The sequence below is a fragment of the Chloracidobacterium sp. genome, assembly GCA_016711345.1.
Lineage (GTDB): Bacteria > Acidobacteriota > Blastocatellia > Pyrinomonadales > Pyrinomonadaceae > OLB17.
On the sequence record JADJTD010000001.1, the window covers coordinates 189,819 to 209,053 of the forward strand.

Here is a 19,235-nt window from a genome sequence, read left to right on the forward strand (position 1 = left end):
TTATGGAAAAGTTAAAAATGCGCACTCCTGATTTTACCGACGAGAATATCGCCCGTCTCGCGGAGCTTTTCCCAAATTGCGTTACGGAATCAAAAGACGAAAACGGGAATCTAAAACGGGCGATAGATTTTGACCAGCTTCGGCAGGAGCTGTCGGGCAATATCGTCGAAGGGCCGCAGGAGCGGTATCATCTGGACTGGCCGGGCAAACGCGAAGCGTTGTTGACGGCAAATGCACCGATCCCCCGAACACTTCGACCCTGTCGGGAGGAGTCGGTCGATTTCGACACCACAAAAAACCTCTACATCGAGGGCGACAATCTCGACGCCCTCAAACTGCTCCAGGAAACATATCTCGGCAAGGTCAAGATGATCTACATCGACCCGCCATACAACACCGGTAGCGATTTAATATACGAGGACGATTTTGCGGAGGATCGCGGAGCTTACTTTGAGCGGTCCATGCAAAAAGACGAAGAAGGAAATCGTTTAGTTGCAAATACTGATACTAATGGGCGTTTTCATTCAGATTGGCTGAGTATGATCTATTCGCGTTTAAGACTGGCCAGAAATTTTCTGCGAGACGATGGCGTAATCTTTATTTCGATCGATGACAACGAGATTTCAGGGCTAAGGAAACAATGCGATGAGATTTTCGGTGAAAGAAACTACGTGGCGAACATCATTTGGCAGTCGCGAACATCTATTTCGGATGACCACGAAATTTCGATGAATCACAATCACACGTTGATTTACGCAAAAGAATATTCGCAACTTAAGTTTTATGGTGAAGAACTTAATAAGGCCGAGTACAAGAATCCAAATAATGATGTTCGAGGTCCTTGGAAGCTAGTTCCCTTGGATGCGAACAAACCGGGCGGAGATACAATGTATGCAATTCATAATCCCAAAACTGGCGAAGATTACTGGCCACCGGATGGCCGTAGCTGGGCGATAAACCCTCAGGAATATAAAAAACTTTTTGATGATGATCGCATTGCCTTCGGACTCGGCGGGGATTCAGCCCCAAAAAAGAAACTATTCCTAAACGAACGGTTAGCTAAAGGAGATACCAAAACCCCCAGCTCAATACTTTTGGACGCCGGGACGACGAAAGATGGTTCTTCAGAGATTTCGGAACTATTCGGTAAGAAAAAGATATTCAGTTATCCAAAGCCCACAACACTATTGACTCGACTTATTCAATATGGCATCTACCACGAAAAAGATCAGGTAATTTTCGACTTTTTCTCGGGTTCCGCGACCACCGCTCACGCGGCAATGCAACTCAACGCAGAAGACGGCGGGAATCGGCAATTCATCATGATTCAGTGGCCGGAGGAGATTGATGAGAAAAGCGAAGCGTACAAGGCCGGATACAAAACAATCGCTGAGATCGGCAAAGAACGCATCCGTCGTGCGGGCAAAAAGATCAAAGAAGAGGCCGGGCTGATGGGTGCGAATCTCGACATCGGCTTTCGCGTGCTAAAGGTCGATACATCCAATATGAAGGATGTCTATTACTCGCCCGACAGCGCGGAACAGCGGAACCTTCTCGACCAAGTTGGTAACATAAAGGAAGACCGCACATCAGAAGACCTATTGTTCCAAGTTCTTCTCGACTGGGGAGTTGACCTCGCGTTGCCGATCAGCAAGGAAACTGTATCTGACAGAACCGTCTTCTTTGTGGACAACAACGCCCTTGTAGCATGCTTCGACACAGGCATTGACGAGGATTTTGTAAAGCAGCTGGCAAACCGCAAACCTCTCCGCGTCGTCTTCCGCGATTCCGGTTTCGCGTCCGACGCGGCCAAGATAAACGTCGAACAGATTTTCAAACTGATATCACCCACAACGGAGGTCAAGTCCATATAAATGAAGCTGAAATTCAAAAAACAGGAATATCAGACTGAGGCCGTCAACGCGGTCGTGGATTGCTTCAAAGGGCAGCCTGCTAGTGCTGGCGTAAAGTATCGTGTCGATCCGGGCCGCGAAGGGGTAGCAACGCTTTTGAGTTCTCTCGAGGTAGCAGGCTTCAAAAACGAAGATGTTCGTCTCACGTCGTCTCAGCTTTTGGAGAACATTCAGGCGGTTCAGCGTCACCAAAACCTGCCTATTTCGTCGGCGGTTGTTGGTGATACTCGAACAGGTTGTCCGATCAACCTTGATGTCGAGATGGAGACCGGAACCGGCAAAACCTACTGCTACATCAAGTCGATGTTTGAGCTAAACCGGCAATACGGTTGGAGCAAGTTCATCGTTGTAGTGCCGAGCATCGCAATCCGAGAGGGCGTTCATAAGTCATTTGAAATCACCGCCGACCATTTCCTGGAAGACTATGGCAAGCGTGTGCGGTTTTTCATCTACAACTCAAAACAGCTTCATAATTTGGAGAGCTTTTCTTCGGACGCCGGAATCAACGTGATGATTATCAACGTTCAGGCATTTAATGCCCGTGGACAAGATGCCCGTCGAATTTATGAGGAGCTTGATGATTTTCAGTCGCGTAAGCCGATTGATGTGATCAAGAGCAACCGGCCGATTTTGATACTCGATGAACCGCAAAAGATGGGCGGCGATGCAACTATGGGATCACTAAGCGAATTTAATCCGCTAATGATCTTTCGCTATTCGGCAACCCACAAAAAGGAATACAACAAGATTCATCGCCTAGACGCGCTTGATGCCTACAATCAAAAACTTGTCAAAAAGATCGCGGTTCGCGGAATCTCAGTTAGAGGCCTGACAGGAACGAACGCCTATCTTTACCTCGAAGGCATACAAATATCTGCTGATAAGCCGCCCGTTGCATCGGTTGAATTTGAGATAAAGCAAGGAAACGGCATTAAGAGAATCACTCGTAAACTGAATAAGCGCGATAACCTCTTTGATCTATCGCAAGGGCTAGATCAATACAAGGGCTTTGTCGTTTCCGAGATCGACGCACGGACAAATACGATTAGCTTTACCAATGGTGAGGAAATAAGTGCTGGCGAGGTCGTAAACGACCAGAATGAGGAAGTATTGCGCCGAATCCAGATTCGCGAAGCGATTAAATCTCATTTCGAAAAAGAGCGAATGCTTTTCCATCAGGGTATTAAGGTGCTTTCGCTTTTCTTTATCGATACGGTGGCGAAATATCGGCGATATGACGAAACTGGAGAAAGCACCGGCGAGTACGCACAAATCTTCGAGGAAGAATACAAGAATCTGTTGAGCGAGAATCGGCTACTAATCGATGATCCATATACAAATTATCTAGATGGTATTCAACCCGAAAGAACGCATAACGGCTATTTTTCAATCGACAAGAAAAGTAAACGACTTGTCGATCCCACGGTTGCGGCCCGTGGCGAAACCGCGGGGCAAACCGACGATGTTGACGCTTACGATCTGATACTTAAAGACAAGGAAAGGCTCCTTTCCTTTGACGAACCAGTGCGATTTATCTTTTCGCACTCAGCTCTTCGCGAAGGCTGGGACAACCCGAATGTCTTTGTCATCTGTACTCTGAAGCACAGCGACAATACGATCTCTCGACGCCAGGAAGTGGGTCGCGGTATGCGAATATCGGTCAATCAAGCCGGTGACCGCATGGATAATCCCGCAACCGTGCATGACATCAATCTCCTGACTGTTGTGACGAGCGAGAGCTACACCGATTTTGTTACTGCACTGCAACGCGACATTAGTGAATCTCTGTCGAGTCGGCCCCGAATCGCCAACCGAGAATATTTTAAAAACAAGGTTCTAACCACGCCTGCCGGAGACATTACCGTTACCCCTGAAATGGCCGGGCACATGGAGTTTTATCTAATTCAAAACGGCTACGTGGATGTCGATCAACACATTACCGAGAAGTACCACAATGATAAAAAGGACGAAACGCTGGCTCCTTTGCCAGCGGTGTTGACCGCCCATGGAGACCAAGTTTTCGCACTTATCGACACCGTGTTTAGCGATGCCCAAATGCCCGGAATCGACGACGGTCGCAAAACACAGGTGAATCCGCTAAACGCCAACTTTGACAAGAAGGAATTCAAAGAGCTTTGGAGCCGGATTAACCAGAAGGCCGCTTACACTGTGCATTTTGAATCTTCGGAGTTGGTGGGTAAATGTATCGCCACCCTCAACTCAGAGCTGCGGGTTACGCCGCTTCAATATACAGTTCAACGCGGTCAACAAACTGAGACGGCGTCCTACGATGAACTCCAACAGGGCGAAGCTTTTACCCTCGACGAAACCGCCACCGAAAGCGTAGCGGCATCGATCCAGTCGTCCGTAAAATATGATCTGATCGGCAAGGTCGCTGAAGGAACACAACTCACGCGCAAAACCGTTGCAGACATTCTTGGGGGCGTAAATAACGCAGTTTTCCAGCAATACAAAACGAATCCCGAAGATTTTATTTCTAAGGCCTCAACCTTCATAAACGAGCAAAAGGCGACAATGATCGTCGAACATCTTGCTTACGATCCCGTTGCCGAAAAGTACGATACCGATATTTTCACTCAGGATAACGCGAAGCAGAATTTTAGTCAGGCTGGAGACAAGCTAAAGCGGCATGTCTATGATTACGTTTTCACTGACTCAAAACTTGAGCGGGCATTCGTGACGGATCTCGACACGAGTGAAGAAGTCGTCGTCTATGCCAAGTTGCCGAAAGGATTCTCAATACCAACACCGGTTGGAGACTACAACCCCGATTGGGCCATTTCATTCAAAGAGGGAATGGTAAAGCACGTTTACTTCGTGGCGGAAACGAAAGGATCACTCTCGTCTATGAATCTACGAAAAATCGAACAATCCAAAATCGACTGCGCCCGAAAATTCTTTGCAAAGATCACTTCGGAGCAGGTTAAATACGATGTTGTGGATAGCTACAGTAAACTTATCCAACTTGTGAAATAGCGGGATGACGCGACTAATGGTGAAGCCGTAATGAACTATTTATTTTTCGATTACGAGACATCTGGACGAAATGAGGTTTATGACCAAATTCTCCAATTTGGAGCGATTAAAACTGATTCTGAATTTAGACAACTGGGCGAACCCATTGAATTCTTTTGCAAACTTCGCCGCGATGTTTTGCCTAGCCCTGGAGCCATTAAGGTAAATCAAATTGATATTAACGAACTCAATTCAAAAGGTCTGACTGAGTTTGAATTCGCAAAACGAGTCTCCGAAACTTTAATCGGCGATGGCGATCAATGTGTTGTGGGATATAACTCCAAGAGTTTTGATAATAAATTCACAAGATTCCTCTTGTATCGCAACTTTTTTGATCCGTATTCCTGGAGTTATCTAAATCGCAACTCTTGTTTTGATGTCTTCGATGTTATGTCGCTTGGCTACAGCTTTGACCAATTACCGGGTATAAAGATAAGTGATGAAAGTGGCCCCTCACTTAGACTGGAAAATCTAGCAAAATGGAATAACTTGCCACACGACGATGCCCATGACGCTGTATCAGATGTTAAGGCAACGATTCATCTGGCGAAATTAGTAAAGGAACGATCCCCAAAGTTAATTGAGCATGTACTTCGTTTAAGAAATCTTGAAATTACCAAGAGAATTATTACGACGAATGAGAAATTCTTCCACAGCTCCAGCTTCAATGGCTACGACAACAAGTTCCTCAGTCTTCACACATCCATCTGCCGCCATCCGACAATCCCCAAATCGGCAATTGGCTGGAACCTAAAGTGTGATCCGTCTGAAATCTTACAGCTATCAGTTGATGAGATTCGTCAGCAAATGTATTCAAAGAAAGAACTCAAAACTATTGAAGTGGGATTCGATGATTTTAAGTTAAATCAATCTCCGATGGTGATACCTTACGACGAGAAATGGAAAGGTCGTGTCGTGGATTATGAAGAGCGCCTAAATAACTTTAATGCTGTAAAGGCGAACATCACGTCGCTGACAAAACTCGCTGGCGAAGTATTTGAGTCAACTATTCCAGAAATCGACCCGGATGCGGATCTTTATGCAGGTGATTTCTTCGGAGAGGTTCGTTTGCACGCAAAGGTTTGCAATGACGTAAGAAGTAATCCCATCGCCATCGCGAATTCCCAATTTACATCGCCTCGATTGAGACGTTTGTTGGGACGTCTTAAAGCTCGCAATTTTTTTGACGAATTGGAAGAGACTGAAAGATCCCAATATCAACAGTTTTGTTCAGATAAGTTTGCCTGTACCGGCGAGGCAAATTGGATCACTAAAAAGCAATTCGACCAAGAAATGGCGGACGTATTGTCAGACAATCATCTATCAGAGCGACAGATGTCATGTCTAACCACGCTTCGACAATACGCCGACAATATTTGTGGCATTTAGAACTGAGAAGCGGAGTGACCAGGAAGAGCACAATGCTCGCTGCTAACGGTTGGAAAAGAGCTATGTATATTTCGAAGATCGCAATTCAAAATTACCGAAACTTCCACAATTCGGAGATTCATTTCAACAACGGAGTAAACGTTGTCATAGGACCAAATAATTCTGGAAAATCCAATCTTATTCGAGCTATTGGTTTGTTGCTAGACACGAGCGGAAGGAAGACCTTGGGAGTTGACGACTTTCATAAGAGCATACCCCTTGAAGTATTGAAGGCCGCTCCCCCTCAAATTCAAATTGAATTAACTATCTCTCAAGCTGGAGCCGATGATAACGATCCCGATGATCTTGCTACCGTCGCCAACTGGCTAACTCGCCTAGAATCTCCTTACGAAGCCCGTCTTACTTATATTTTTTCTTTGCAGGAGCGTGAGAGGGATAACTACATTGAGGCCGTAGCCTTAGCCGTCGATCATCCAACTATTTGGAATGTTTTAGAGCGAGACTATCTTCGACTCTATACAAGCAAGGTTCTTTGTGGCGACGTCGCAAATCAGACGTCAGTCGATTCTGAGTCACTTCAAAAATTCGACTTCCAATTCTTAGATGCTATTCGAGATGTGGAACGAGACATGCTAACGGGCAAAAATACCATGCTCCGGGATGTTCTAAACTTTTTCCTCGATTACAACATAAAGAATTCTGACGCTACGCCTGATGAAAAGAAAGGTCAAATCGAAGCAAAACGGGTTGAATTTTCTCAAAAAGCCACTGAACTTATCGATCATCTTCAAGAAAGAATGGCGGAAGGCAAAGGACAAATCCTTTCCTACGCACATCAAACAGGAGCCTCATTTAACCAAGCTAGTCCAGATTTCGAAGGAACTATTTCAGATGTGGACATTTATTCCGCTCTCAAATTGATCGTCAAATATGAAGCGGGGATTGATATCAAGATTCCGGCGACGCATAACGGTCTTGGGTATAACAATCTAATCTTCATGTCGCTCCTTTTGGCAAAGATGCAGGTGAATTCGAATGGGAGTTATCTTGGAACCAACGCAAAGGTCTTTCCAGTCTTGGCCATTGAAGAACCGGAGGCACATCTTCACCCATCGATGCAGCATAAGTTTCTGAAATTCTTAAAACAGAACATGAACGAATCAGAGCGTGTTCGCCAGATTTTTGTAACCACACACTCCACTCATATTACGGCCGCTGTTTCCCTTGACGAAATAATTTGTCTTCACGAAATCGGCGGCACACTGCGAATTGGGTATCCTGGGAGATGCTTTCCGGACAATGAAGCAGGTCGGAAGGCAAAGGCTTACGTTCAAAGATTTCTCGATGCAACGCGATCCGACATGCTGTTTGCCCAGAAAGTCATACTTGTTGAGGGTTTAGCCGAACAGATACTGATTTCGGTCCTCGCCGAACTCCTCGACGAAGGCCAGCCTTTAGAGGACAGTCACGTTGCGGTTATTGCTGTGGGTGGAAGATATTTTGAGAATTTTCTTTATCTTTTCGACCAAAACGGCGAATCCACCGTGCCTAAGAAAATTGCTTGCATTACGGACAGAGATCCTTGTCGGAAACATGTTAGAAAAGATAAATACGAGGCCTGTTATCCCTTTGAAAAAGGAGTCGACGCTGACTACGAATATAAGGATCATGCTCAGGAATATCTCGATTTATATGAACACCATCCAAATATAAGATTCTTTTCGCAGGACGGAACAAAAGGTAAGACGTTCGAGTTTGATCTCGTTTTATCAAACCCGTCACTTGAATTATTACTAACAGATTCCATAGCAAATCGTGCTGAGCTAGAAGGACTAATGGAAAATTCCGCCCCAGAAGTATCTTTTGACGACCTGGCTGCGGGCTTGTCGGGGACCGACAAGAATCAAAAAATCATAGACGGACTTCGGGCCACTGTTGGCTGGTCGGAAACCGACAAAAAGAACTCGTTAATTGCCGCACGATACCTAAACTCGATCAGTAAGGGAGAAAATGCTCTTGAGCTTGCATTCCGACTTCGCCAAAATGCAGAAAGTGCGGAGCCTAAGGTTTTTGTGGTTCCTCAATATATTCAGGACTGCGTGACTTGGATCTGCCAATGACCCAGATTACATCATCAGATCTAATACCCATTGAGGAGCATTTTAGGGTCGCCGCTGGGCCGGGCGCTGGTAAAACCCATTTCCTTACCCATCACATCAAGAATGTCCTCAAAACCTCGTCTCGGATGGGCCGAACTCGTCGGGTCGCCTGCATAACTTATACAAACATCGCCGTCGAAACACTACTCTCCCGCCTTGGTTCAGTGTCCGAGCGCGTCGAGGCGAGTACGATCCATAGCTTTCTCTATAAGCACATTGTAAAACCATACGTCTCGAAGATTGCCGTGGAGTTTGACCTTAACGTCGCAAGGCTCGACGGACATGATGCACCGTTTGTGAACTTTTTGAAAGTGAAAGATTGGCTAAAAACACCAGCTCTCGCTGACCAATTGCGAGTTCCGTATACCTACGCCCAATTGACACGTAGACAAGATATCGTTGTTGCGTTGAAAAGGTGGCTTCTGACCATTGATTACAGTTTGGATGCGGCACAAGAACTGACTACAACGACTAAGAGACAAGATGCATATTATTTTGACAATAATGGAGGGCGACAAAATCTGAGCGCCGCGTGTTTGAACACGCTGGAACGCTTTTTGGTCGAATATAAAAAGCTGTATTGGGCAGATGGAATTCTCCATCATAATGACGTGCTTTTTTTCAGTTTCAAATTATTGCAAAGATTTCCGTTCATTCTCGATACACTCCGCGCGAAATTCCCATATTTTTTTATTGATGAATTTCAGGACACCAATGAAATCCAATCAGAAATAGTTAATCGAATTGGACGGGCAGAAACGATAGTGGGAATTGTGGGTGACACTGCAGTCAATATATGAGTTTCAGGGAGCAAGGCCCGAGAACTTCAAGACCTTTGAACTACCAAATCTGCGAGACTATTCGATTTCGGCAAATCGTCGAAGTACAGGCAAGATTGTAGCGGTGCTAAATGCTGTGCGAGATGATTTTGAACAAGATGCTGCAAGGGGTAACGACGGCGAACAGCCCATGCTAATGGTGGGAAGTAAGGATGAAGCTTTGGAACGTGCGAGGGTATTTTGCGACGGTGAACCGTTACAAATCTTGGCGCGAAAAAATGCAACCGCAACCTCCTTAAGAAACGATCTGGATGGCGAAGTGTTCAATTTGAAGCTAATTGACGATTTTAACCTCGTGGATTCTAATGGGCCTCGGCGTCGTGCCATTACTCGATGTATGGAAGCGTGCGAATTTGCAACCGCAGGCCGCTATAAGGAAGCCCTCCGAGAAATGGAATGGGTACATAAGCAGATCACAGACAAACAACTTCGACGATGGGCCGCCCTCGAATCGCTCAAAAAACTGGTGAATAATTTGATTGTCTCGAAAGGCGGGTCGTTACTTGATTTTCACGCATTTGTTGGCGAAAACATTTGGAACGAAATTGCGGGATTACGGGAAGGAGGACAGATATACGAATTCTATCGGAATACTACATATAGAGCCATGGCGGTTTGCGTCGCCGTCGTTGACGAACAGAGCCTGAGTCGAACCATTCACAAGTCGAAAGGAGATGAGTTTGACAATCTTTTAGTGGTCTTCTCTAAGAATAATGAACTCGACTTCCTGCTTACGCCCGAAATGAATAAGGAAGAGCATCGACTGAGATACGTCGCAATAAGTCGGGCAAAGAACCGCCTCTTTTTAAATGTCCCCGCTCCTGTAGTCGGCGAGAATTACAAACGCATCAATGATCTCGGCTTCCGCATTGAGGAACTACCCGGATCTCTCTAGCTTCTTGGGAAACAAACCCACATGACATTTGTTTTAAGGGCTCTTTCAGTTAGAGTGGGATCTAATCTGCTAATCGAGTCGTTTCACTGCCTCAAGCATGAGTTCCGCGTCGGTTTCCGCGTAGATGTTTGTAATGCTCATGTCCGAATGGGCAAAGAGATTCTGTACTATTAGCGGATTTGTATTCCTACGAATCAACTCGCTCGCAAAGTAGGTTCTGAGATCATGGAAATGATAGTTTTCTTCTCGAGTTCCATCTGGCTTATTGATCTTGGCTCGTACAAGAACCGGATGCCACCGCTTTCGGAAATCGACAATTGGAAATGGTAGTTGTTTATCGGCAATGAGATCGCGTAGTACCGATGCTGCCGTTGCATTGATCGGTACGGATCGCGGAGGTCGTCCCTTCGAACCAATAACCCACACCCTCTGATTCTCAAAATCAATCACCTCCTCGTTCAAAGCCAATAGTTGGCCCCGGCGCAACGGCATGTTAACGGCCAATTGGACAAGCCTGTAAAGTAGCTGGTCGGATTCAAGTTCCTTCCACAACGCTTTCTTCTGCTCGGTCGTAAGTAGGCGCTTTCTTGGTGGTGGCTCTGGTAGGGCCTTCACATACTGCATTGGGTTACGATCAAGAACGTCTTCTTCGCAAGCGAGACTGAAGATTTTCGACAAAGTCGACATAATCCTATTGATCGAGGAAGGAGATATAGAACTTTTCTTTTTTCGCTGGTTTTTTCCGTACTGAAGTTTATTCCGGCAATCGCGACAATCCTGCGGTGTAATGGTATGCAGAGGTTGATCTTTTAGGTGTTTCAAAAGAAGTTCTATGTAAAGCTTCTTCGCTCCCTTATTGACGTTGTTTTGATCTACATATTTTCGATAGGTCGTTTCTACAAAGTCTCCAAAAGTAACGGTTGTATCTGCAACACCGAATGATCTGTCGAAGAGTTGCTTGACCAGTTGTCGCTCGGCGAGTTCCGCTTCTTCCTTAGTACGGGCTGTCGGAATAACCTGATGAATGGTCTTATGCCCTTTAACCCGTCTGTATACCCACCAACGAGCTGCCGCATACGCCGGATGCTTAGCGTTTATCCGCTTACCGTTATATTTCTTAAAAACCGACATACGCTTAGTAATTCGCTAACCAGGCATCCACTTCAGTTCTGTTGAAAGTTGGCCGGCCCACTCCGTGGAATGGAAGGCCATTTTTCCTCATCCATCGATTGATCGTTGCTCCCGATTTCTTCAAATACTTCGCAACTTCGGACTTCGTCATGATCTGCGGCGGCTGAGATGAATGTATAGCTTTTTCGATGGCTCCCGCGACGGAGGTGTCGATCAAGCGAATCAGCTCTTCTTTTTCTATCGTGATAATTTCAACCATTTCCTGAACCTCCGATCACCAGTTGGCAAAAAATGTGCCTCGCCAAAAAACCATGAAAATAGCCGGCAACCGCCACAAAAGTCGCGAAAACGCGCCATTCGACGCAGTTTTGAACCACACAAAGGATGTTTACAAACCAACCTGATCAAGAGTGATGATCTTTGAGAGTTTTGAGCTGAAAAAAGAGGACAAAAAGAATACTGCAACCAACCTGCAACCAAGTCAAAAAAATGGAGCTTCCAGCAATCGCTGAAAGCCCCATGTTTATTGGTCGGGACGGCGAGATTTGAACTCACGACCTCTCGCACCCCAAGCGAACGCGCTACCAGTCTGCGCTACGTCCCGAAATCGAATTTTTAGAGTAGTTTTACCTTAGGGAATTGTCAACTTTGGCCTGTTCGCAACGCTATATCCGCGATGTTTTGAGAATGTCGCGAATTTCCAGCAGATTTGCGGCCAGCATTTTTAATGCGTCTTTCTGTTCATCGGTATGAGAAATTTCAGAAGAAACTGCTGCTGCCGATCTTACTGGCTCAACACCGGTATCAAACAATGTCGGAGCCTCAACGTCTCCACCAGACACTTCAGGTAGTTTTGGCGATGCCGCCGCAGCTTTTGGCTTTGAGCCTTCACGCTGTTCCGATTGCAGCTTTTTCTTTGCACCGGCGATCGTGAACATCTCGTTGTAGAGAAGCTGTTTGATCCTGAGTGCGATCTCGACGTCGCGGCGGCGATAGCTGCGTTGGCCCGATTTGTTCTTTTGCGGCGAGAGCATCGAAAACTCAGTTTCCCAATAGCGAAGCACATGCGCCTGTACACCGACAAGATCGCAAACCTCGCCGATCTTGAAGTAGATTTTCTCAGGTATTACTACAGGTTCTTGTGCCATCATCAGTAACTTTGTGTTAAAGTCTTTTATAAATCAGTAGCCGTTATTGTATGTATTTAGGACACTTGTGTCAACACTCAAGCATCGCGTGAACGAATTTCAATTCCTCGACAACTTAAAGTCCAAATATTCGCTTGATAGGATCGGCGACGACTGTGCCGTTCTGCCAAAAGACGCAAATACCGACCTCTTATTGACCGCCGATATGCTGGTCGAGGATATAGATTTCCACCTAAAATGGACAAAGCCGGAATTCCTAGGCCACAAGGCTCTCGCCGTTTCCCTTTCCGATATAGCAGCGATGGGCGGTCAGCCAAAATGGGCAATGTTGTCGCTCGGTATTCCTGAAAAACTATGGAATACGAACTTTGTCGATGATTTTTACGCCGGCTGGTTCGCTTTGGCAAATGAGTTTGACGTTGAGCTTGTAGGCGGAGATGTATCGCGTGTTCCCGACAAACTGGTCATCGATTCCATAGTCGGCGGCGAAGTCGCTAAAGGAAAGGCAGTATTGCGTTCCGGTGCAAAGCCCGGCGATGTGATCTATGTTACCGGCTCAGTTGGTGGAGCCGCAGGTGGTTTGAGGCTGCTTGAACTAGGAGATGAAAAACAGTTAAGTGGTCAGATTTCCACAGGTCATTTGACCATTAAACAGACCAAACCTACGCCTCAACTAACTATCGCTAACTTATTGCAACAACTAGATATTACTACATCAATGATCGACCTCAGTGATGGTCTTTCATCTGACCTTTTCCACATCTGTCAACAAAGCGGTGTTGGGGCCACGATCTACACAGAACGCCTACCGATTAATGCGGGCCTACCGGATCATTTCGGTACCGCTGAATCGCATGAAATGGCGTTGCACGGCGGCGAAGATTTTGAATTGCTCTTCACAGTCGGTCAAAACAATATTTCTGCACTCGAATCAATTAATGTGACTTGCATCGGCGAGATCACGGCAACTGGAGGGGTTATTGAACTTAATCGCGACGGTAAACTATCGATCCTTGAGCCAAAGGGTTACAGTCATTTTTAGACACCTAGTCGATGATGTTTAACGTGACTGTTATCATCAAGTTGTGTAACAAAAGCGTTACGCAACTACATATTGTGCTTGCGTTTAACCTATTTTGATATTACATTACAAAAAGAATGATAGGAGGAGATGAAATTGCTTACAGGTCGGGTTTTGCTACTTAACTTTTCATACGAGCCGCTTGGCACGGTTGGCGTGGCGCGTTCGGTTTGTCTGTGGTTTCGCGGAGCTGTCTTTGTCGAAGAGAACGACGGCGACAATGTTCTGCATTCTCCTTCGATCACGTTTCCGGTGCCTTCGGTGATCCGGCTGCGTCACTATATTCACTTGCGTCGCAATAACCGTGAAACGACGATGAAGCGTGCTCGCATCTATATCCGCGACCGCTATCGCTGCCAGTATTGCGGCGAGCACAAGCACGCAAAGGACCTGACGCTCGATCACATTTTCCCGCGTGCCCAAGGCGGCGAAAGCACACCGCAGAACCTCGTCACGGCCTGCGTCAAATGTAATCAACGCAAAGGCAATCGCACGCCCGATCAGGCCCGCATGCCGCTGCTGACATCGCAAAAGATGCTTCGCCTCGGCCTCGATCACGTGCTGCTGTGTCACTACGCCGAAAATCGTCCGGAATGGCGCAAATATTTATTTATGGACGAAACAGAAGAGGAGGCAGTTGAAATAGCTGCCTAGGAATTTTCGATTTAAGATTTGCGAATTGCGATTTGGACGAAAGTTCGGATCGCAATTTTTATTTTGGGGTTTGATCTCTAAAGTTGACTGACCAACTTTGCGTCCTCTGCGGCTTTGCGGGAAACGTTTTTAGAACCCAAAGAATCCAAGTCACTAATTTTGAATACGTTGCATATGTAAAACGCTATTGCATTTTACAGACGTTTTATGCTACGATTTTCAAACTGAATTTTGAGCAAAAACATGGAGACGAAAAACAGAAAACTTTTTATTTTGCGACTGAACGGAACGAATGCAATAAACCTTGTGAATTCAATAGATTGCCCGTTCCACAGCTGTTTCACAGTAGTAAGAAGTCGGAATATTTCCTACCCCGGTAGGAAGAAGTAGTATTTGTTCCAGCATAGGAGAGTAAATTTATGATCGTAAAACTATCAATTTCAATGCCCAAATCACTCGAAGATTTTGCCCGCTCACGTGTTCGCCACGACGGCTATGGCTCGATCAGCGAATATTTTAGAGAACTGGTACGCATCGACCAACGATACGATACCGCAAAACGAGTTCAGCCGGAGCCGTTCAGAAGCGCTCCGGACGGGCCGCTCATTTCATTTAGAAATCAAAACTTTGAAAATAAGAATTGGCCTACTTAGCTATAAAAATAGCCACAAATTCATGAGATACAAAACTGAAAACGAGATCGCCGAGGTCGTCCGCACATTCGAGGACGCAACCATCTCGCGAGACAAATGGAAACACGCCGAGCATCTTACCGTCGCTCTGCACTATCTGTGTCTTCACGACATCGACACCGCAACAGAAAAGATGCGAACCGGAATATTCAAATTGCTAAAAGCGTTCGAGGTCGATCTAAACAAGGAAATGCCGTATCACGAAACGCTGACAATATTCTGGATGCGAACCGTGGCGGACTTTAACGCTTCGAAAAACGGAGATTCCCTGCTCGATAAAGCTAACGAACTTGTCGCAAAATACGACAAAGACTATCCGCTAAAATTCTACAGTCGTGATTTTTTGTTTTCAGTTGAGGCCCGAGCAGAGTACGTTGACGGCGATCTGCAAAAGTTTACTGCACACTTTTCCGAATAGCTGATAGCTGTTAGCTTATAGCTGACAGCTAATTTGCCAATTTATGCTTAGATTTTTTAACACATTATCACGACAGGTCGAAGAATTTCAGCCTCTAGAAGACAAGAAGGTTCGCATGTATATGTGCGGGCCGACGGTTTGGAATTTTGCTCATATCGGCAATTTTCGAACGTTTATTTTTGGTGACGTTCTACGGCGCTATCTCAAATTCAAAGGCTACGAACTCACGCACGTCTTTAACCTGACCGATGTTGACGACCGCATCATTAATGAGGCGAACGCGCGAAATATTTCGATCGACGAATTCACCGCTCCGTGGATTCAATATTTTTGGGAAGACTTCGACGCTCTCGGAATGGAACGGCCCGATGTAACGCCGCGTGCGACTCATCATGTCGCCGAGATGATCGGCATCATCGCGAAACTTCTCGAAAACGGTCACGCCTACGAATCCGACGGCTCGATCTATTACCGAATCACGGCGTTTCCCGAATACGGCAAACTTTCGAAGATCAGTTTTTCCGGCAATCGAGAAGGCGGCAGTGACCGCATCGACACCGACAAATACGATAAGGAAGACGCCCGCGACTTTGCCTTGTGGAAGCTCGTCGGCCCCGAAGATCAACCCGGCTGGGACGCTCCGTTCGGACGCGGCAGGCCCGGCTGGCACATAGAGTGCTCGGCGATGGCGATGAAGTATCTCGGAGAGACCTTCGACCTGCACGCGGGCGGTATGGACCTGCAATTCCCGCATCACGAGAACGAGATCGCACAGTCCGAAGGCTCGACCGGAAAGCAGTTTGCAAAATACTGGATACACAGCGAATTCCTAAAGATCGATGACGTAACAATGTCGAAATCGAAGGGCAATTTCTTCACGTTCCGCGATCTAAGTGAGCAAGGCTACTCACCGCTAGCGATGCGTTATTTACTATTGTCAGTTCCCTATCGCAGGCAGCTGAATTTCACATTCGACGGACTTGCCGGAGCAGAATCGACAGTTGAAAGATTAAGAAATTTCCGCTCACTAGTCCGCGATGCAAAATGCAAAAGCCCGCACGTAAGTAAGGGCGATAGCGAGACGTCGGATGTAACAAGCGGGCTTGTGCAAACTGCTCTCGAACGTTTCGAGACCGCAATGGACGACGATTTCAATACGGCTTCCGCACTCGCCGCGATCCACGACATGGTTCGTGAGATCAACACGATCATAGCAACCGACGCTCTAACTACCGACGATCAAGCAGCGGTTCTAGATGCGATAGCGAAATTCGATTCCGTTCTCGGCATTTTCGGCAAAGAAGAAAATGACATTCTTGACGAAGATATCGAATCACTCATAGCAGAGCGTAAGGAAGCCAGAAACAATCGCGACTTCGCACGATCAGATGAGATCCGCGACCTTCTCGTCGAAAAAGGCATAACTCTCGAAGACACAAAAGATGGAGTGCGTTGGAAGAGAAAGTAAAATCTGTTGAAAAAATAGACTAAATAGGTGGACGGAAGACTAAAACCATATGCAAATTCAATCTTTTGCAATATTTGTCACAATTTGCCTTATTGTAGCAATAATTATTATTTTTTCGCTATTAATTCATCGACTTAGACTCAAAGAAGCTATTGATAAATTAACGTATACAGTTCACATTAATGAGATAGATTTTCTAAAAGTTTTAGACGATAAAGTGCACGAACGTTTTGAAAACTGGAGACAAACAGAGCTCGAGCAACAGAAAGGTCAAATCTCTCAACTTGCTCTCAAAGATGCCAAGGTATCATTGAAACAGTGGAAAAATGAGCAAGAATTTTTGATTCGTCAAGACGCAATTTCACGAAGTCAGTCTGTAATTATTGGGAAAGCCGCAGAACACTTATTACCGTATATGCCAATCTTCTCTTATAACCCTAAGGAAGTTAGGTTTATTGGAGATCCAATCGATTTACTTATTTTCGACGGAATTAATGATGGAAACTTACAAGAGATCATCTTCCTAGAAGTAAAAACTGGTCAAGCTCGATTAACGGCACGTCAAAAAGATATTCGTTCCGCTATAAATGATGGTCGAGTAAGATGGGCTGAAATGCGGGTGGATTAGTTACTCTGATTATAGGATGCTGAGATGTTCATACTCAATGTTTTCCTGCTTAATAATAATTAAGAATTCACGATTTTGCTTTAACTATGGCTGGAACGCAAATAGATATTTGAAAACTTAACGAGGTTTAGTGAACTTCACAAAAGTTTGCCGTCAATGCTCGTGTAGCAAAGCTGGACTTCCTTGAAAGTGTCCGTGTCGCGGCAATATGAAAGGCAGCTCGCGTAGGGTTTGGAATAGACATGCAGGCTCACGGCACGTTCGCCGTATTCTGTGAGATTGAGAATTTGGTGGATCGGTTCTTCAAGCTCGACTTTGGCAGCCAGGCAGTCGGCAAGTTCAAAGGAATCGGTTTCGATGAGCTTGCAGTGCCCGCGAGATTCGTCGATATCGACGACTGCGAAATTCTGCCCGCGAAGCCGTCCGACCGGAACTGTCATCCAGCATTTTTGCTCGGCATGATTGTGAATTTTCGACATGTGTCCGCTTTCCCAACAGATCGCCATCATTTCAAAACGGTCATCTTTGTAGATCAGATTGCGAGTGTAAAATTCGGGATTCCAGTGAAAGTATCTCGTTATTGAATCGACGTCAACTGGATTGTCACCGAGAAATTGGTACACGTTGTCGCAGGTAAATTCTTCGTCCGTTATGGAATTTAGCCCGTCGATCAATCTTTCTACTTTCAACATAGATTCACCTCAGAATAAGCCGTTGTAATGGGTTTGTATGTAATTCAACGTGGAACATTTCCCGTCCGCGAGCGGATCGCCGGTATCTTTGCAGCAAGGATTTGCCCGCGTGCAGGAAAGGCCGTTCTTGAGCAGTTTTGCAAGCGCGTCCTGGCCCAATCCCGAAGGATGAAAACAATCGCAGCACGAGATCTGTTCCGATTTGAATTTGTAGAACCACGGCACATCGCTGTGAACAAAAACGGTTCCCGGCGCCTTCAAACCGCCGCCGACGATCTGACCTCCGATCATAACAACTGGTGATCTGCCACCGACTCGAACTGCTCCGTACTCTTCCGCAACTCTCTTGATGATGTCGCGATAGGTTTTCATCGCATTGTACGCATCGGTGATCCGCGTGGCCGAACAGTCGCGTGTCAGCGAGCCGCAGATATTCACCACGCCCCACAAAAACTGACAATTACCAAACAGCGCGCAGTTCGATTTGCTGCCAAAATTGCAGAGCTGAGAAACGCGGATCGGTGACAATACTCCAACACGCGTATCGCCGATCGACATCAGAACATCGAGGCCTTTTCGCAACTCCCGCTCGAAGGCATCCGGCCTCATCTTGCAGTAGTTGGCGGGATCGCGATCAGTGCTTGAACAGGAGGCGTTCGTCTTGGCTATAGTGCCGGAGCAGTTGTCGTTGTGGCCGAGAAATACGACAGCCATTCTGGTCGCAGGTTGTCCGGAAAGATATGAGCGGACACTGTTCGCCTGCGAAACAAAATCGCTAACCATGGTCGCACCGGAAGCGGCACTATTTGGCTGCGGAGCGAAAAGGCTCATTCCGGCATCACATTCCATCTGCTCAAAGATGCTAAAGACATTCTCGCTGCCTGCTTTGCAAAAAGAAAAGCCGTGAGTGTCACTCGTTATCCAGTTGAAGTTTTCCTGATCGCCGTTTGAACAAGGAGAAGCGCTGCCGGCATTGAAACCTTTCGAGATGCTGTCGCCCGTTACATCAACCGCCTGGATCCCAAGCTGCGCCGAAATTGAGACACTTGTGAGCAGTAGTAATATGATCCAAGCAATCGAACTATATTTCAT

17 protein-coding genes and 1 tRNA gene are annotated in these 19,235 nt (G+C 46.2%); 12 read left to right on the forward strand and 6 right to left on the reverse strand.

Translation table 11 applies throughout. The annotated features are described in order from the left end of the window. Window positions 1-2 precede the first annotated feature (2 nt). From IPL32_00890 to IPL32_00915, 6 genes are all read left to right on the forward strand, one after another. A complete protein-coding gene (locus tag IPL32_00890; protein MBK8464363.1) occupies window positions 3-1,874 on the forward strand; it encodes a site-specific DNA-methyltransferase in 1,872 nt (623 codons plus the stop codon). Then, window positions 1,875-4,910 (forward strand): DEAD/DEAH box helicase family protein, encoded by a 3,036-nt coding sequence (locus IPL32_00895; GenBank protein ID MBK8464364.1) that lies wholly within the window; start codon window positions 1,875-1,877, stop codon window positions 4,908-4,910. A gap of 30 nt (window positions 4,911-4,940) precedes the next feature. Then, a complete protein-coding gene (sbcB, locus tag IPL32_00900) occupies window positions 4,941-6,338 on the forward strand; it encodes an exodeoxyribonuclease I (protein MBK8464365.1) in 1,398 nt (465 codons plus the stop codon). A gap of 62 nt (window positions 6,339-6,400) precedes the next feature. Then, window positions 6,401-8,458, forward strand: a complete 2,058-nt coding sequence (locus IPL32_00905; protein MBK8464366.1) for an AAA family ATPase — start codon at window positions 6,401-6,403, stop codon at window positions 8,456-8,458. After that, window positions 8,455-9,297, forward strand: coding sequence for an ATP-dependent helicase (locus tag IPL32_00910; GenBank protein ID MBK8464367.1), 843 nt, complete (start codon window positions 8,455-8,457; stop codon window positions 9,295-9,297). The genes IPL32_00905 and IPL32_00910 overlap by 4 nt, the downstream gene beginning before the upstream one ends. Further along, entirely contained in the window at window positions 9,275-10,231 is a 957-nt protein-coding gene (locus IPL32_00915; protein ID MBK8464368.1) for an ATP-dependent helicase, read from the forward strand. Before IPL32_00910 ends, IPL32_00915 begins: the two co-directional genes overlap by 23 nt. A gap of 69 nt (window positions 10,232-10,300) precedes the next feature. On the opposite strand, the gene IPL32_00920 is transcribed toward IPL32_00915, so the two are convergent. From IPL32_00920 to IPL32_00935, 4 genes are all read right to left on the reverse strand, one after another. Then, a complete protein-coding gene (locus tag IPL32_00920; protein ID MBK8464369.1) occupies window positions 10,301-11,362 on the reverse strand; it encodes a site-specific integrase in 1,062 nt (353 codons plus the stop codon). 4 nt (window positions 11,363-11,366) lie between these two features. Beyond that, complete coding sequence (locus IPL32_00925) at window positions 11,367-11,621, reverse strand: helix-turn-helix domain-containing protein (protein MBK8464370.1); 255 nt, start codon at window positions 11,619-11,621, stop codon at window positions 11,367-11,369. Window positions 11,622-11,889: 268 nt separating this feature from the next. After that, a tRNA-Pro gene (locus IPL32_00930) sits at window positions 11,890-11,966 on the reverse strand. Window positions 11,967-12,027: 61 nt separating this feature from the next. Beyond that, on the reverse strand, window positions 12,028-12,513 hold the full coding sequence (locus IPL32_00935) for a MerR family transcriptional regulator (GenBank protein MBK8464371.1): 486 nt from the start codon (window positions 12,511-12,513) through the stop codon (window positions 12,028-12,030). 64 nt (window positions 12,514-12,577) lie between these two features. Between IPL32_00935 and thiL the strand changes: the two genes are divergently transcribed. The 6 genes from thiL (at window position 12,578) to IPL32_00965 (ending at window position 17,451) form a co-directional block, all read left to right on the forward strand. Continuing rightward, a complete protein-coding gene (thiL, locus tag IPL32_00940) occupies window positions 12,578-13,552 on the forward strand; it encodes a thiamine-phosphate kinase (GenBank protein ID MBK8464372.1) in 975 nt (324 codons plus the stop codon). Between the two features lie 129 nt (window positions 13,553-13,681). Further along, window positions 13,682-14,245 (forward strand): HNH endonuclease, encoded by a 564-nt coding sequence (locus tag IPL32_00945; protein MBK8464373.1) that lies wholly within the window; start codon window positions 13,682-13,684, stop codon window positions 14,243-14,245. A gap of 419 nt (window positions 14,246-14,664) precedes the next feature. Further along, a complete protein-coding gene (locus tag IPL32_00950; GenBank protein MBK8464374.1) occupies window positions 14,665-14,898 on the forward strand; it encodes a type II toxin-antitoxin system ParD family antitoxin in 234 nt (77 codons plus the stop codon). A gap of 22 nt (window positions 14,899-14,920) precedes the next feature. Continuing rightward, window positions 14,921-15,355 carry a hypothetical protein gene (locus IPL32_00955; protein ID MBK8464375.1) on the forward strand — a complete coding sequence of 145 codons (435 nt, stop codon included), beginning with the start codon at window positions 14,921-14,923 and terminating at the stop codon, window positions 15,353-15,355. Window positions 15,356-15,398: 43 nt separating this feature from the next. Beyond that, on the forward strand, window positions 15,399-16,823 hold the full coding sequence (locus IPL32_00960) for a cysteine--tRNA ligase (GenBank protein MBK8464376.1): 1,425 nt from the start codon (window positions 15,399-15,401) through the stop codon (window positions 16,821-16,823). A 49-nt stretch (window positions 16,824-16,872) separates the two neighbouring features. Further along, on the forward strand, window positions 16,873-17,451 hold the full coding sequence (locus IPL32_00965; GenBank protein ID MBK8464377.1) for a Holliday junction resolvase: 579 nt from the start codon (window positions 16,873-16,875) through the stop codon (window positions 17,449-17,451). Between the two features lie 137 nt (window positions 17,452-17,588). Here IPL32_00965 and IPL32_00970 read toward each other — a convergent pair whose 3' ends face one another. Together IPL32_00970 and IPL32_00975 are read right to left on the reverse strand one after the other, a co-directional pair. Then, window positions 17,589-18,143, reverse strand: coding sequence for a cysteine dioxygenase family protein (locus IPL32_00970; protein MBK8464378.1), 555 nt, complete (start codon window positions 18,141-18,143; stop codon window positions 17,589-17,591). Between the two features lie 9 nt (window positions 18,144-18,152). After that, on the reverse strand, window positions 18,153-19,235 hold the full coding sequence (locus tag IPL32_00975; protein MBK8464379.1) for a hypothetical protein: 1,083 nt from the start codon (window positions 19,233-19,235) through the stop codon (window positions 18,153-18,155).

Coding starts and splice junctions, on each gene's coding strand:
- IPL32_00890 (MBK8464363.1), top strand. CDS start 3: ATGGAAAAGTTAAAAATGCGCACTCCTGATTTTACCGACGAGAATATC.
- IPL32_00895 (MBK8464364.1), top strand. CDS start 1,875: ATGAAGCTGAAATTCAAAAAACAGGAATATCAGACTGAGGCCGTCAAC.
- sbcB (MBK8464365.1), top strand. CDS start 4,941: ATGAACTATTTATTTTTCGATTACGAGACATCTGGACGAAATGAGGTT.
- IPL32_00905 (MBK8464366.1), top strand. CDS start 6,401: ATGTATATTTCGAAGATCGCAATTCAAAATTACCGAAACTTCCACAAT.
- IPL32_00910 (MBK8464367.1), top strand. CDS start 8,455: ATGACCCAGATTACATCATCAGATCTAATACCCATTGAGGAGCATTTT.
- IPL32_00920 (MBK8464369.1), bottom strand. CDS start 11,362: ATGTCGGTTTTTAAGAAATATAACGGTAAGCGGATAAACGCTAAGCAT.
- IPL32_00925 (MBK8464370.1), bottom strand. CDS start 11,621: ATGGTTGAAATTATCACGATAGAAAAAGAAGAGCTGATTCGCTTGATC.
- IPL32_00935 (MBK8464371.1), bottom strand. CDS start 12,513: ATGATGGCACAAGAACCTGTAGTAATACCTGAGAAAATCTACTTCAAG.
- IPL32_00945 (MBK8464373.1), top strand. CDS start 13,682: ATGAAATTGCTTACAGGTCGGGTTTTGCTACTTAACTTTTCATACGAG.
- IPL32_00950 (MBK8464374.1), top strand. CDS start 14,665: ATGATCGTAAAACTATCAATTTCAATGCCCAAATCACTCGAAGATTTT.
- IPL32_00955 (MBK8464375.1), top strand. CDS start 14,921: ATGAGATACAAAACTGAAAACGAGATCGCCGAGGTCGTCCGCACATTC.
- IPL32_00960 (MBK8464376.1), top strand. CDS start 15,399: ATGCTTAGATTTTTTAACACATTATCACGACAGGTCGAAGAATTTCAG.
- IPL32_00965 (MBK8464377.1), top strand. CDS start 16,873: ATGCAAATTCAATCTTTTGCAATATTTGTCACAATTTGCCTTATTGTA.
- IPL32_00970 (MBK8464378.1), bottom strand. CDS start 18,143: ATGTTGAAAGTAGAAAGATTGATCGACGGGCTAAATTCCATAACGGAC.
- IPL32_00975 (MBK8464379.1), bottom strand. CDS start 19,235: ATGAAATATAGTTCGATTGCTTGGATCATATTACTACTGCTCACAAGT.